The 13,408-nt window shown below is 51.6% G+C and carries 12 protein-coding genes; 3 read left to right on the top strand and 9 right to left on the bottom strand.

All coding sequences use genetic code 11. The annotated features are described in order from the left end of the window. Nucleotides 1-37: 37 nt before the first annotated feature. From KJS63_RS19795 to KJS63_RS19760, 8 genes are all read right to left on the bottom strand, one after another. Nucleotides 38-1,318 carry a stalk domain-containing protein gene (locus KJS63_RS19795; protein ID WP_244862687.1) on the bottom strand — a complete coding sequence of 427 codons (1,281 nt, stop codon included), beginning with the start codon at nucleotides 1,316-1,318 and terminating at the stop codon, nucleotides 38-40. An 87-nt stretch (nucleotides 1,319-1,405) separates the two neighbouring features. Beyond that, nucleotides 1,406-1,675, bottom strand: a complete 270-nt coding sequence (locus tag KJS63_RS19790; RefSeq protein WP_213620695.1) for a hypothetical protein — start codon at nucleotides 1,673-1,675, stop codon at nucleotides 1,406-1,408. Nucleotides 1,676-1,698: 23 nt separating this feature from the next. Continuing rightward, complete coding sequence (locus KJS63_RS19785; protein ID WP_235847565.1) at nucleotides 1,699-2,580, bottom strand: inositol monophosphatase family protein; 882 nt, start codon at nucleotides 2,578-2,580, stop codon at nucleotides 1,699-1,701. 238 nt (nucleotides 2,581-2,818) lie between these two features. After that, nucleotides 2,819-3,589: an enoyl-ACP reductase FabI gene (gene fabI, locus KJS63_RS19780; RefSeq protein WP_068614320.1), complete on the bottom strand. Its 771-nt coding sequence runs from the start codon at nucleotides 3,587-3,589 to the stop codon at nucleotides 2,819-2,821. A 91-nt stretch (nucleotides 3,590-3,680) separates the two neighbouring features. Beyond that, nucleotides 3,681-4,682, bottom strand: a complete 1,002-nt coding sequence (gene uvsE, locus KJS63_RS19775; RefSeq protein WP_213620694.1) for a UV DNA damage repair endonuclease UvsE — start codon at nucleotides 4,680-4,682, stop codon at nucleotides 3,681-3,683. Nucleotides 4,683-4,866: 184 nt separating this feature from the next. Continuing rightward, on the bottom strand, nucleotides 4,867-5,187 hold the full coding sequence (locus tag KJS63_RS19770) for a hypothetical protein (RefSeq protein ID WP_213620693.1): 321 nt from the start codon (nucleotides 5,185-5,187) through the stop codon (nucleotides 4,867-4,869). Between the two features lie 2 nt (nucleotides 5,188-5,189). After that, complete coding sequence (locus tag KJS63_RS19765; protein WP_213620692.1) at nucleotides 5,190-6,284, bottom strand: D-alanine--D-alanine ligase; 1,095 nt, start codon at nucleotides 6,282-6,284, stop codon at nucleotides 5,190-5,192. Nucleotides 6,285-6,311: 27 nt separating this feature from the next. After that, nucleotides 6,312-7,313, bottom strand: a complete 1,002-nt coding sequence (locus KJS63_RS19760) for an amidase domain-containing protein (RefSeq protein WP_213620691.1) — start codon at nucleotides 7,311-7,313, stop codon at nucleotides 6,312-6,314. Between the two features lie 451 nt (nucleotides 7,314-7,764). Here KJS63_RS19760 and acnA point away from each other — a divergent pair, with 451 nt between their 5' ends. Beyond that, nucleotides 7,765-10,488 (top strand): aconitate hydratase AcnA, encoded by a 2,724-nt coding sequence (acnA, locus tag KJS63_RS19755; protein ID WP_213620690.1) that lies wholly within the window; start codon nucleotides 7,765-7,767, stop codon nucleotides 10,486-10,488. Between the two features lie 197 nt (nucleotides 10,489-10,685). Here the strand turns inward: acnA and cysK are convergent, their stop codons facing one another. Next, nucleotides 10,686-11,618, bottom strand: a complete 933-nt coding sequence (cysK, locus tag KJS63_RS19750) for a cysteine synthase A (RefSeq protein WP_213620689.1) — start codon at nucleotides 11,616-11,618, stop codon at nucleotides 10,686-10,688. Nucleotides 11,619-11,880: 262 nt separating this feature from the next. Between cysK and KJS63_RS19745 the strand changes: the two genes are divergently transcribed. Together KJS63_RS19745 and KJS63_RS19740 are read left to right on the top strand one after the other, a co-directional pair. Continuing rightward, nucleotides 11,881-12,282 (top strand): GntR family transcriptional regulator, encoded by a 402-nt coding sequence (locus KJS63_RS19745; RefSeq protein WP_213620688.1) that lies wholly within the window; start codon nucleotides 11,881-11,883, stop codon nucleotides 12,280-12,282. Nucleotides 12,283-12,284: 2 nt separating this feature from the next. After that, entirely contained in the window at nucleotides 12,285-13,388 is a 1,104-nt protein-coding gene (locus KJS63_RS19740; protein ID WP_213620687.1) for a DUF1648 domain-containing protein, read from the top strand. Nucleotides 13,389-13,408 lie beyond the last annotated feature (20 nt).

Raw genomic sequence — 13,408 nt, 5'->3', positions numbered from 1 at the left:
ATGGACCAGCCTTGCGTTCCGCCTGGTTGCTTGATGCTTACGGATTAATGAATGCTGCCTTCAAGTGCGGGCTGTACTGCACATCCATGCCCAGCCCTTGAGCAATCAGGGCAAGCGGCACATAGGTCTTGGTCTCTTTGCCCACTTTGTTCAAATAGGAGGGAGCGGCTGTAGCTACACTCTGGCCATTCACCTTAATCGTCTTGGAACCCACAGGAATGACAACCTTGCGGGTCCCACTGCTGATGGTCGCGCTGCTGCTGTGGTTGTCCCAGGTTGAGGATGCGCCAAGCGCATTCACAATATCTTTAATCGCCACAAAAGTCTGACCGTTCTTTACCACCGGTTTGTACGGTGTTACGATCTCGCGGCCTTTCACGATTACCGTTAGAGGCACATCGCCGTCAGCGGCCGAAGGCTTCAGATAATCACCCCATACAGCCTGGGCGAATACTTTGGCAATCACTTCATATCCGAATTGATTGGGATGTATATCCTTCTCCAGAATATGTGTGTATGAAATCTCCCCGCCGACAAACTCCTTGGCGATATGGGCCACCTTCACCTTGGCCCCCTTGGCACTGAGCTCCGCAGCCAGAGAGTCCACTGAAGCGGTAAAGGCATCCGCTGCCTTCTCCAGCCTGTCATATACGGCTGCCCCAGCCAGCTTCGGTACCGGCTGGTATTGATCCGCAATCACAATCTGCGCATTCGGATTCAGCCCGGTCAGATCATCAAGCACCTGACCGACATTCGCCTTGTAGTCCGCAAGCAGCTTTGTCACACTTGTGTCCAGCTGGTCCGAGGACGCAGATCCGCTGACGGCAGCCTCCATGACCTGGGCTACATCATTGCCGCCGATTGTAACCGTAATCAGATTCGCGGTCTGAAGATCAGACTTAGCGGCCGCGGTCCCTTGGCCGAAGGAAGCGGCTCTCGGGTCGACAATAGCGGGTTGAATCTCGTCCGGGGTCAGGGTTCTTCCCTCTTTAATGGCCCGGATATAATTCTTAAGACCGCCTGTCTTAAGGCCAAGAATGCCGTAATTCACGGTCTGGGTGCGCCCCCGGAACCAACCCTGCTCCTGAAGACGGTCTACATATCCGTATGGCTTCGGATCTTTCTGGGTAACCATTGCCGGCTCAAATCCGGCCGTGATGGAGTCCCCAATCGCCACAATTTTGTAGCTGGCTGGCTGGCTGCCCGGCTGCCCTGTCCCTTCGTTCGCAGCCGAGACTGTGCCTGTACCCGCAATCATAATCATTAAAGCCAGCATGCCGGATACAACCGGCCATTTCCGATTTCCCCTTAAAATCACTACATACACTCCCCAGCAGTCTATATTAAAACGGATGCCCGTGCAGCCAATCTACTCTTCCCGATAAAAGCCCGGTCAGCTGTCAACTCAGTCTTGTTTATCCACCTCTTCTGTCTTTTCTGTCTTTTCCGTCTTTCCCGTCTTCTTCAAATATTCATCATAACGCCCGTCAACTTCCTTGGCCATACTGCGGTATTTCAGTGTCTCCTCCACAATCGGATCATGCTCGGTCTGGACGCGGATTTCATATTTGGGAGAGAGCCGCCGGCGTTCTTCTTCCTTGCGCTCCTCCTGCTCCAGCTCCCCACCGGTAAGCAGTTCACTAAGCTGACGTTCCAAATCTTTGTCCTCGCTCATCTGAATAGCCCCCTTAACAAGTTTTATAGCCCCGTTGCACCAGCCGTCTCAATCACTTCCAACAGCTCCTTATGAATGTGGCCATTGGTGGCAACCATGTGACGAACGCCAAGATGATACGGGTTCCCCTTTGTATCTGTAACCTTGCCTCCGGACTCTTGAACAAGAAGTGTACCGGCAGCAATATCCCAAGAATTCAAGCCCACTTCATAATACCCGCTCATCCGGCCGGCAGCCACATAAGCAAGATGCATAGCTGCAGAACCCATGGCCCGCAGGCTGCGCGTTCTTGTGGACAGCGCTTCAATGCCCTTCATGTTCAGCGGCAGCGCAAAATCACGCTCAGGGTTAAATCCTATGGCAAGCACACTTCCGGCAAGATCCCGGTCCCCGGACACGCTTGTCGGATTACCGTGCATGTATGCCCCTTTCCCTTTCTCAGCCACGAACAGCTCGTCACGGATCGGATCATAGATCACCCCTACAATAACTTCTCCATGATGGGCAAGAGCTATAGATACACAGAAGCAGGGAAAGCCCTGCACAAAATTTGTCGTCCCGTCTATCGGGTCTACGATCCACAGGTATTCCGCATCCTCGTAAGAGGCCAGCGCTTCAATAGATGCATCTGGGCCGGGCTTGACCCCTTCTTCCCCTAGAATTTCATGGTCTGGAAAATGGGTTAGTATCAGCTTGCGGATCATCAATTCCGCACCTTTATCCACATCGGTAACCAAATCCTGTGGAGACAGCTTAGTGTTCAGCTCCTTGTGATTACCGAGTCTGGTCTTGATCCACTCTCCGGTCTTGGCAGCTGCGTTAATAGCTACAGCTGTCGGACTTTTACTGCTGACTGTATAAGGAACTTGGTCTTGATCATGGCTCTGGTTCTCAATCGGGTTCAAATCTCTCACTCTACTTTCTGTTGTATTCTACTAAAATTTTCCTTATTCCATCCTCTACGTTACTTGATTCAAGAGCTCCCCGTCAATCACTCCTATAATAAAAGGGTGTCTAACCTGATCCCAGTCAATCGTTCGCCCAGTCTTCATGGGACAAGCCGGCCCCCACAAGGAACAAAAAGTCCGCCCCCGGCGGCTTAATATTCATTACCCGGGAACGAACCTTCATTTAACTTAAAGCTTATGCTCCGACGATATTGTAACCGCCGTCTACAAAAATAACTTCACCAGTGATTCCTCTGGACAAATGGCTAAGCAGGAACATCGCTGTATCTCCAACTTCAGCGGTTTCTGTCGTTTTGCGAAGCGGCGCTTTCTCTTCCACTTGCTTCAGAATGGAGTTGAAGTCACTGATGCCCTTCGCCGCAAGGGTCCGAATCGGACCAGCGGAGATCGCGTTAACCCGGATATTCCTAGGGCCGAGGTCATTCGCCAAGTAGCGTACCGCTGCCTCAAGACCCGCCTTCGCCACGCCCATGACATTGTAGTTGCGCATAACGCGTTCCGAGCCCATATAAGTCATGGTCATAATGCTTCCGCCTTCGGTCATCAGCGGCGACAGGCGCTTCGCTACCGCAACAAGGGAGAACACGCTGATGTCGTTCGCCAGCGCGAAGCCTTCGCGGGACGTGTCCGCAAATTCACCGGCCAGATCCTCCGCCTTGGCAAACGCAATGCTGTGCACGAGACCGTGAAGCACGCCGAACTCGCTCTTCAGCGTGTCCGCTAGCTTGTCGATCTCCTCATCCACCGTAACGTTGCACGGCAGAATAATTGCTCCCGGAATCGTCTCGGCAAGCTTGCGCACCCGGCCTTCCACGCGTTCACTTTCATATGTAAATGCCAGGCGTGCGCCTTGAGCCGCAAGACTTTGGGCAATCGCCCAAGCGATGCTGCGGTCATTAGCCACACCCATAATAATAATATTCTTGCCTTCCAATAAATTGCTCATATTAAGTAAGTCCTCCTTCAGATCGCGGCATCCCCCGCTTCTTACGTCCAACTTACCTTATTTTCCCGAAGTTTTCAAGGTTCACGCCCGCTCATGGCGCAATCTCTACAGAAGCTTCGTCAATCACACGAACACCTTCACCTGAGTAGAATCCCAAATCTTCCATCAAGGCAAAAAGTGCCCCGTCCTTCAGCTTCGCCTCCAGCATGACGTCCACCCGCTCCGTATAGGGAGCGATCTTCCTCAGAAAGTCGAGAAGCGGGCCCGTCTCCACATGATCGGCATGGCTCCGGGAGTCCGATGGACTCTTCGGGCTGGAAGCATGAATTTTAGGCGGAAGCGGATCTTCCGGGTCCGAACCCGCCTGGGCAAAGGGGCTCTGCCAGGTCTTAAGAATCCGGGGCCACAGATCGGCAGGGTCCTCCCCTTCGTTATTGACCCATTGATGGTGAATATCCAGAACCATCGGGATGCCGAGCTGCTCGCACAGCTCCAGGGTTTCGGGCGTGTTGAAGGTCTTGTCATCATTTTCAAAGGTCAGTCTCTCTTTAAGCTTGTCCGGCAGGGCCGTCACATTCGCCTTAAAGCGTTCCCCCGCGGATTTCTTATCCCCATAAGCTCCGCCGACATGAATATTGTTCTTCGCGCTGGCAGACAGGCCCATCGCATCCAGCATCCGGACGTGATGCTCAAGATCCCGGATGGAGCTCTCCAGCACCTCGGGCCGGGGTGTGCTCAGCACCGTAAAGTGATCGGGGTGGAAAGATACCCTCATCCCATGCTTCTTGACATAATCGCCAATCGCGGCGAAATCGTTCTGAAGCGCCGGGAAAGGGTCCCAATCCGCCAGTTCTCCATGAGTTGCAAGCGGGATTAACTTGGAGGAGAATCTATAGACCTGAATGTTGTACGCGCGATTGTGCTTCAAAAGCCTTAGCGTATTATGGAGGTTTTCCGCGGCCACATGCTCAAGCTTACGCAGAGCCGCTTCCCGGTCGGCCAGCTGCCCAAAGCTCTTAAACGTCATGGTTTTGGAGGGAGAAGCATTCTTAACAACTGTAGACATGGCCACATATCCGAAACGAACGATCATCAGTAACCCACTTCCTTCGCACTTCATTCTATATAAGATGGACGTAAATCTTATTCTTAAATCATCTGATATAGTATGCTCCAATCCATAAACTCTAAAAAAGAACCGTTAATCCAGAAGGACTAACGGTTCTTTATTTGCTGTTATTCCACATTACGGAGAATAATCAAACACCATATTTGTATTACCCCTCATGCTCACCGAAAAACATTTCGTAAGCCAAAGCGGTCTGAATGCGCGATTCTTCTTCAGTAAGCTGACGGACAAGCGACATTTCCACTTCAGTCACTTCATCCCCGTTGAAGTTGATCTCGGCTATGCAGCCCAGCACCTTCACAATCGCCACAGCCCGGTTATCCGACGTGTAGGCGATCACCTTTTGCCCTGTCGGGAACACCCTTAGGCCGGACTTGACCATTTTGCCGCGGCCGTATTCAAGAAGCTCATACAGCTCCTGCTCGCTCTTGAACTTGCAGACGGAATTGAATTCGGTTTGGAATCCCATAATTAATTCACTCCATTATTAAAGTCCAGATTCTGTCTGATATCGAAGCGCTCCTGGGCCAGCTCAATCAACCGGTCAAGAAGGGCTTCATAGGAGACCCCTGTCTCCCGCCACAGCAGGGGATACATGCTGAACGGAGTGAAGCCAGGCATCGTATTCACCTCGTTGATCAGCAGGCTTCCGTCCGCCTTCAGGAAGAAGTCGGCCCGGCACAATCCACTGCCTTCAACCGCCTTGAATGCTTTCACGGCAAGATCGCGAACCCGGTCAGCCACCTCAGTGTCAATCGCCGCAGGGATCACCATTTGAGATTTGCCGTCAAGATACTTGGCCTGATAGTCATAATACTCGCTAGAGGAGACGATCTCTCCCGGCACAGAGGCTTCCGCTTCCTCGTTGCCCAGCACACCGACCTCAATTTCACGGGCTTCCACGAACTCTTCTACAACCACTTTGGTGTCATAGCGAAGAGCATAATCTACAGCCTTCAGAAGCTCCTCCTGATTGGCCGCCTTGGATATGCCGACACTTGACCCCAAATTCGCAGGCTTAACGAAGCAAGGGTAGCCAAGCCGCTGTTCGACACCCTGAATGAGGGTATGACTGCTGCGTTCCCACTGGGCCCCAGTGAAATAGCAGTATTTGCACTGCTCAAGACCCGCATCCCCGAACAGCTTCTTCATAACGGCTTTGTCCATGCCTGCTGCAGAGGACAACACACCGGCACCGACGTAAGGCAGGGACGCCATTTCGAAGAGCCCTTGAATTGTGCCGTCTTCGCCGTATGTTCCGTGCAGAAGCGGGAAGGCCACGTCGACCTCTGCCTGCCCAGAAGCCAGCTTGCTGAACAGCTTCTGAATAGCTGTGGAGGTATCGCCAGCACCGTCTTCAAGACGGAGCTTCGCAGCGTCCGCATAAGGAGCTGACAGTGGGGAGCCTACTCTCCACTCCCCCTGTTTTGTAATATAGAAAGGAAGCACCTCGTATTTATCGTAGTTAAATGCATTCATCACAGCGAAGGCCGTTTGCAGCGACACCTCGTGCTCGCCTGACTTACCGCCGTAAATCAAACCGACGGTTAACTTATCCTGTCCCATGGTTAACCTCTCTTCACTTAATTATGATCAGAACCGGTCAGCAAGATGGAAGAAGCGGTAAACCGTATTCTCGGTCCATGCATAGGAGTCGCGGTAATCCCAATACCTATGTTTGCTGCTTACAGTATGGGCGTTGACCAGAGGCATTCCCCCGGCATCAAACGCGGTTACTATCGTGCTATGCTCGTAGGCTCCGTTGCCGTCCCAGTCATAAATAATCACATCGCCGAGCTCCAGCTGCTGCGGACGTTCGAGCACTTTCGCGCCGAGCCCGCCACTGCTGAGGTAGCGCTCCAGGCTGTTAGCAACGGACCAGCTGTAGCTCCAGGCTTCTTTTCCGCCGACGTATCCCTTGTACCACCAGCCCGATTCTCTTTTTCCAGTATAGTTTATTGGGGCTCCGCCTGCAAAGAGACTTTGGGAGATGTAGTTCGTGCAGTCCACCGCAAATTCCTGAAATTCCGGGTTGGCGCTGTTCCACCAGCGGTCTGCATAGGCAGCAGCCTCCGCCCGGTTATACTGTTTGGCACGGCTTTGATTAACAACCCCAAGGACTTCCCTGTTCAAATAAGGCCTCGAAGCCGATTTGGGAATTTCAAGATCGGCATCCATCGCAGTATAGGGAATTCCGGTCTGGGGATGGCGCTCGGCCACGCGAATGTCCACACGGATAATCGACCAGCTGCCATCATCACGCTGCAGGGTGAGCCGCTCCTGGTCAATGCGCTCCTCTTTGTGTGTAACTCCACCCTTCTCATAATAGATCGTACGGTGAAGCTGAAGATCCACCTGAACCTCGTCTTTGCGGTTCTCCGTCTCCCTAAGCAGCTTGGCCCGTGTCTCGCTTCGGATCGGAACCGCCTTTCTTTTGGAATACCAGTCTGCAAGAAGCTGCTTTCGTTCCCCCCGACGGATCAGATACTCAAGATCTGTGACCAGAGTCGGTACCGAGGAAGGACGAAAGTCAACCTCATCCTTGTTCTGCTGCTGTATATAAGCGGATAATGCACCTTTCCACTCGTCCGCCATGCGTTCAACCTCCTTTATACGGCGCTTGGGCCAGAGGGGGTAGATGCGCAAATCTCCCCTCGCTATTCACTTCCTTTCTTTATATATATGAGTTGAAAACTGGCAGTATGTTCACCCGGCAAGATGGCGGTTTCAACCCGCCGATTTCCGCGTCCGGCCTGTGTCCAAAACCAATAAAAAGTACTTTACTCACCACAAAGTAAGCGGTATAATTATTTTAGATATTATTTTGAAATTACGTTTCATCTAATGAAACTTAGTCGAAAAAGCACGGCTGAACCATCTGGAACTTATGGTATCCGACAATTTATACTATGAATGAATGGAATCTGCGGCGGATTGCCTGTCAGCCAACATCGTTGGCAAGGGTACCTTTACCCCATTCAATCCTTACCAGCCCCAGCCTTAGTCCACTGCTTACTTCGCGCAAAACTTTTAGGAGGTCATCTTCATGCCAATCAAAGATCAGTACTCTGCTGCCCGCAGTCTTGAAGTGGGTGGGAAATCCTACCGTTACTATGATCTGCAGGCTCTGGAAGCCCAAGGCTTCTCCAACGTTTCCAAGCTTCCGTTCTCAATCAAAGTGCTGCTTGAAGCCGCTGTAAGACAATTTGACGGAAGAGCTATTACCGAAGAGCATGTCAAGCAAATCGCTGACTGGACCGAAGGTCAAGACAGCAACAAGGAAATTCCGTTCATCCCTGCGCGCATCGTGCTTCAGGACTTCACCGGCGTGCCGGTCGTTGTCGATCTGGCAGCTATGCGTGACACGGTGAAGAAAGCCGGCGGCGATCCGAAACAGATCAATCCGCTTGTACCCGTCGATCTTGTTATTGACCACTCCGTAATGGTTGATGCTTTCGGCACACCAGAAGCTCTTGAATATAACATGAACGTAGAGTTCGAGCGTAATGAGGAGCGCTACCGCTTCCTTCGCTGGGCACAGACTGCGTTCAACAACTTCCGTGCCGTTCCTCCGGCAACAGGCATCGTACACCAGGTTAACCTGGAATACCTTGCTTCCGTTGCGGCGACTAAGACCATTGACGGCGAAACGGTTGTATTCCCGGATTCCCTCGTTGGTACGGACTCCCATACCACTATGATCAACGGTCTTGGGGTTGTAGGCTGGGGTGTCGGCGGTATCGAAGCCGAAGCAGGCATGCTGGGTCAGCCGCTGTACTTCGTTGCCCCTGAGGTTATCGGATTCAAGCTCACAGGCAGCCTTACTGAAGGCGCTACGGCAACTGACCTTGCCCTTACGGTAACTCAAATGCTCCGCAAGAAAGGCGTTGTCGGCAAATTCGTGGAATTCTACGGCCCGGGTCTTGCCAATATCAGCCTTGCTGACCGTGCTACCGTTGCCAACATGGCTCCGGAATACGGCGCAACCATCGGTTACTTCCCTGTCGATGACGAGACTCTGAACTATCTGCGCAGCACAGGACGTCCTGACGAGCAGGTCGCTCTGGTTGAAGCTTACTACAAAGCTCAAGGCATGTTCCGTACCAGCGAGACAGCAGATCCTCAATTCACAGATTTGATTGAACTGGATCTGGCTTCAGTTGTACCGAGTCTTGCGGGTCCGAAGCGTCCGCAAGACCGCATTGAGCTTACAGACATGAAGAAGAACTTCACTGAAATTATCCGCACTCCAGTGGATAAAGGCGGCTACGGCCTGAGCGATGAGAAGATCGCCAAGTTCGTTGACGTGAAGCATCCGGATGGACGCGAGACCAAGCTGGGCACCGGTTCCGTAGTTATCGCGGCCATCACCAGCTGCACCAATACTTCTAACCCAAGCGTTATGTTAGGCGCCGGATTGCTTGCCAAGAAAGCGGTTGAGCGCGGCCTGACCAAGCCGGCTTATGTGAAGAGCAGCTTGACTCCAGGCTCCCTTGTGGTAACAGAGTACCTGGAGAAAGCCGGTCTGATCGACTCCCTGGAGCAGCTCGGATTCCACGTTGCCGGTTATGGCTGTGCAACATGTATCGGTAACTCCGGTCCGCTTCCAGATGAGGTAAGTGCGGCAATTGCGGATAACGACCTGACGGTTGCGGCTGTAATCTCCGGTAACCGTAACTTTGAAGGACGTGTCCATGCCCAGGTTAAGGCCAACTATCTGGCTTCACCACCACTGGTTGTAGCCTATGCCTTGGCCGGAACGGTCAACATTGACCTGCAGAACGATCCGCTTGGCCATGACCAGGAAGGCAATCCGGTGTATCTGAGAGATATCTGGCCAACATCCCAGGAGATCAAGGATGCGATCGGCCTGTCCGTCAGCCCTGCGATGTTCCGCAGCAAATATGAGAATGTATTTACCCAGAATGAGCGTTGGAACTCCATCCCTGTGCCGGAAGGCGAATTGTACGAATGGGATGAGAAATCCACTTATATCGCGAATCCTCCATTCTTCGAGAAGCTTGCAGACGGCCTGCAGGATATTGAAGAAATCCGCGGCGCGCGTGTGCTTGCCCTGCTTGGTGATTCCGTAACAACGGACCACATCTCCCCTGCAGGTAACATCACACCAACCAGCCCGGCTGGGTTGTACCTGAACGAGCATGGCGTAGCCCGCAAGGACTTCAACTCCTACGGCTCCCGCCGCGGTAACCATGAAGTCATGATGCGCGGTACATTCGCGAACATCCGTATCCGCAACCAGGTTGCTCCAGGTACTGAAGGCGGCGTAACGAAGTATCTGCCAACGGATGAGATCATGTCCATCTATGATGCTTCAATGAATTACCAAAGCAACGGCACCAACCTGGTTGTTCTCGCCGGGAAAGAGTACGGTACCGGAAGCTCCCGTGACTGGGCTGCCAAGGGAACCTATCTCTTGGGCGTCAAAGCGGTTATCGCCGAGAGCTTCGAGCGTATTCACCGCAGCAACCTTGTTGGCATGGGTGTACTTCCGCTTCAATTCCAGGAAGGCCACGGCTGGAAGACGCTTGGTATCGATGGTACCGAAACGTTCGATATCCTGGGCATTGACAACGGAGTGAAGCCAGGCCAAGTGCTGAACGTAGTGGCTACACGTACAGACGGAACCCAGTTCGAGTTCCCTGTTGTAGCCCGCCTGGACAGCATGGTGGATGTGGACTACTACCACAACGGCGGTATTCTGCAGACGGTGCTTCGCCAGATGATCAGCGAATCCGCAGCGAAGTAATCTGCTTATAATCAGTTGCAGTTATACTGCTTCAAAAAAAGCCTGCAGCCACGGAACCCGTTCCCGAGCTGCAGGCTTTTTTCGCAATTAGTAAAAAAAACCCGAAGAAACACATTAAGCCCCGCTGCCCATCCAGTCAGGATGCACAGCGGGGCTTCTTCGTGAAATGTACAAGCGGCAGCATGGACTTATCTAAGCTACTCCCCGAACAAGTCCGTAGATAAATATCTTTCGCCGGTATCCGGCAGTATCACAACGATAGTTCTACCTTTGTTCTCTGGGCGCGCAGCGAGCGAGGCTGCTGCAAAAGCTGCAGCTCCGGAGGAAATCCCCACCAGCAGTCCCTCGCTGCGGGCAAGCCGGCGTGCCGTCTCGAACGCATCTTCATTCTTGACCTGAACAATCTCATCCACCACCTGTGGATTGTAGTTACCCGGGATAAATCCTGCGCCAATCCCCTGAATCGCATGGGGGCCCCGCTTGCCTCCCGACAGCACTGGGGAATCGAACGGTTCAACGGCTACAACTTGAATTGCAGGATTATACTTCTTAAGCACTTCACCGACTCCGCTGATCGTCCCCCCTGTGCCTACACCGGCCACAAAAATATCCACTTGTCCGTCCGTGTCCCGCCAAATTTCTTCTGCTGTTGTTTTCTTATGTATTTCAGGGTTCGCCGGGTTGTTGAATTGCTGTGGAATAAAGGCGTTCGGAATTTCTGCCGCCAGTTCTTCCGCCTTACGAATGGCCCCTGCCATGCCCTCGCTGGCCGGTGTCAAGACAAGCTCGGCACCATAAGCATTCATGAGCTTCCGGCGTTCAATGCTGAAGGTCTCCGGCAAGGTAATAATGAGCTTATATCCAAGTGCTGCTGCCGCAAAGGCGAGCCCAATCCCCATGTTCCCGCTGGTTGGCTCAATAATAACGGATTCCTTATTAAGCAATCCCTGCTCCTCAGCACGCTGAATTAAAGCAAAACTTGTACGGTCCTTAACACTTCCAGCCGGATTGAAGTATTCCAGCTTAGCCAGTATTCGGGCCTGGAGCCCCTCATTTTCCTCATAAGCACCTAATTCAAGCAGTGGGGTATTCCCAATCAGTTCTGTTAAATTCTTCGCAATCTTCGGCATAAGTATATTCCTTTCACACAAAATATCATTTCCCACCCGATTAAATCGGATTTAACTATATCTAATATACGCCGATATTTAGGGAAAACCAAATTGTATAAGTTGAACTATTGTTTTACAAGTAAGCCATGTGAAATGTTCTTCCGTCCCACTTCTTGCCTGTCGGTATTTGTTATGTTCAACATTTAGAGCATCATCTATTTACAAACCAAATTATAACTGTTATATTTGAGATATAACAGATAGTTAGGAGGCCGCTATTGTGATTATCGAGCTTGATATGCAGTCCGATATCCCCATATACACCCAGCTCATCAACCAGATCATAGAAGGGATTGCCAGCGGCCGACTTCAGCCCGGAGAGGCTCTACCTTCAGTGAGAAGCTTGGCTTCCGATATCGGTATTAATCTGCATACCGTCAATAAAGCCTATACCCTGCTCAAGCAGGAAGGCTTCATTCTGGTCCATCGGCAGAAGGGTGTGGTGGTCAACCCGGATGGGATGCCCTCTGTCACTCCAGAGTATTTGGAGCAGCAGCGCAGGCAGTTGAAATCCATTATTGCCGAAGCCATATGCAGAGGAATGACGAAGGAACAGCTCATAGATATCACAGGCAGCATCTATAGCGAACTTATGCCTGATAACAATGAGAGGGGCAAGTAAATATGAACTGGCTTTCTATTATTATTCTGATCCTGATGATCGCCGCCGTCTCGGCAACCATGATCGCAATGCCATTTCTAAGCCGGAAGACCGTCAGCTTCGGAATTTCGGTCTCTGAGGAAATGTACTACAGCAAGGAAGTAGCAGGCATGCGCAGAGCTTATGCTTGGACTACAGGAGTCATCCAGGCTGTTCTATCGATTGCCTTTGCTCTGTTCATGTCCTCGGGCCAGGAGGGTACACTGGCCAGCATTATTCTTCCGGTGTATGCTGCAGCGATGATTTTAAGTTCCATGCTTATCCAGCTCTATTTTTATTTCAAAATGAAAGGTTATAAGGCTATGCATCCTGCCCTGCCTTCTAAGCAGGAGAAGCTTGTGATTGATACCAGCTTCCGCACGCATAAGCTTGTCTATTCAAACTGGTGGTTCCTGCCTCATCTGCTTATAATTGCGGCCAACGTTCTGGTTGCCCTGATGAATTACGACCTTGTGCCCAACATGATACCGATGAAATACAGCATGGATGGAGAGGTCATAAGAAGTGTGGAGAAGTCCCACATGTCTGTTCTTTTCCCCAATGTCATGCAGGTAGTTTTGCTTTTGCTGTTCTACATGGTTAACCGTATTATTTCCAGAAGCAAGCAGCAGCTTGAGCCTGGCAAAGGCGCGGCATCCTCCCAGCAAAATGTGCTGTTCCGCCGTAGATGGTCCATGTACAGCCTGGTTTCTGGCTTTGCACTCATCCTGATGTTCTCATTCATACAGCTGAGTATGTTTTTGCAGATCAACAACCATATTCAAATGACTGTCATCATGCTGGTACCAGCCTTGATGATCCTATCAGCTCTCCTGCTCTCCTTCCAGACCGGACAAGGCGGGAGCCGCCTGGACAACAGTGCTGATAAATCGGGAACTATGCCTGTCAATGATGATCACAACTGGAAGCTCGGCAATTTCTACTACAATCCGAACGACCCTTCGCTCTTTGTTGAGAAGAGAATGGGTGTGGGCTGGACGATGAACTATGCAAGACCGCTTGCTTGGTTGATGTTGGTGGCACCATTTGTAATTATAATATTGGTTATTACTTTTCTGGCTCCCTAAGCCAGAGATTATTATACTTC

This window comes from Paenibacillus sp. J22TS3 (genome assembly GCF_018403205.1).
GTDB lineage: Bacteria > Bacillota > Bacilli > Paenibacillales > Paenibacillaceae > Fontibacillus > Fontibacillus tuaregi.
The sequence above is the reverse complement of the archived record's forward strand: the minus strand, read 5'-3'. Positions and strand labels throughout refer to the sequence as shown.

Bases quoted from the DNA above. Each gene is read 5' to 3' on its own strand.
- KJS63_RS19790 (WP_213620695.1), bottom strand. From the start codon at position 1,675: ATGAGCGAGGACAAAGATTTGGAACGTCAGCTTAGTGAACTGCTTACC.
- fabI (WP_068614320.1), bottom strand. From the start codon at position 3,589: ATGAGCAATTTATTGGAAGGCAAGAATATTATTATTATGGGTGTGGCT.
- uvsE (WP_213620694.1), bottom strand. From the start codon at position 4,682: ATGATCGTTCGTTTCGGATATGTGGCCATGTCTACAGTTGTTAAGAAT.
- KJS63_RS19770 (WP_213620693.1), bottom strand. From the start codon at position 5,187: ATGGGATTCCAAACCGAATTCAATTCCGTCTGCAAGTTCAAGAGCGAG.
- KJS63_RS19765 (WP_213620692.1), bottom strand. From the start codon at position 6,284: ATGGGACAGGATAAGTTAACCGTCGGTTTGATTTACGGCGGTAAGTCA.
- KJS63_RS19760 (WP_213620691.1), bottom strand. From the start codon at position 7,313: ATGGCGGACGAGTGGAAAGGTGCATTATCCGCTTATATACAGCAGCAG.
- acnA (WP_213620690.1), top strand. From the start codon at position 7,765: ATGCCAATCAAAGATCAGTACTCTGCTGCCCGCAGTCTTGAAGTGGGT.
- cysK (WP_213620689.1), bottom strand. From the start codon at position 11,618: ATGCCGAAGATTGCGAAGAATTTAACAGAACTGATTGGGAATACCCCA.
- KJS63_RS19740 (WP_213620687.1), top strand. From the start codon at position 12,285: ATGAACTGGCTTTCTATTATTATTCTGATCCTGATGATCGCCGCCGTC.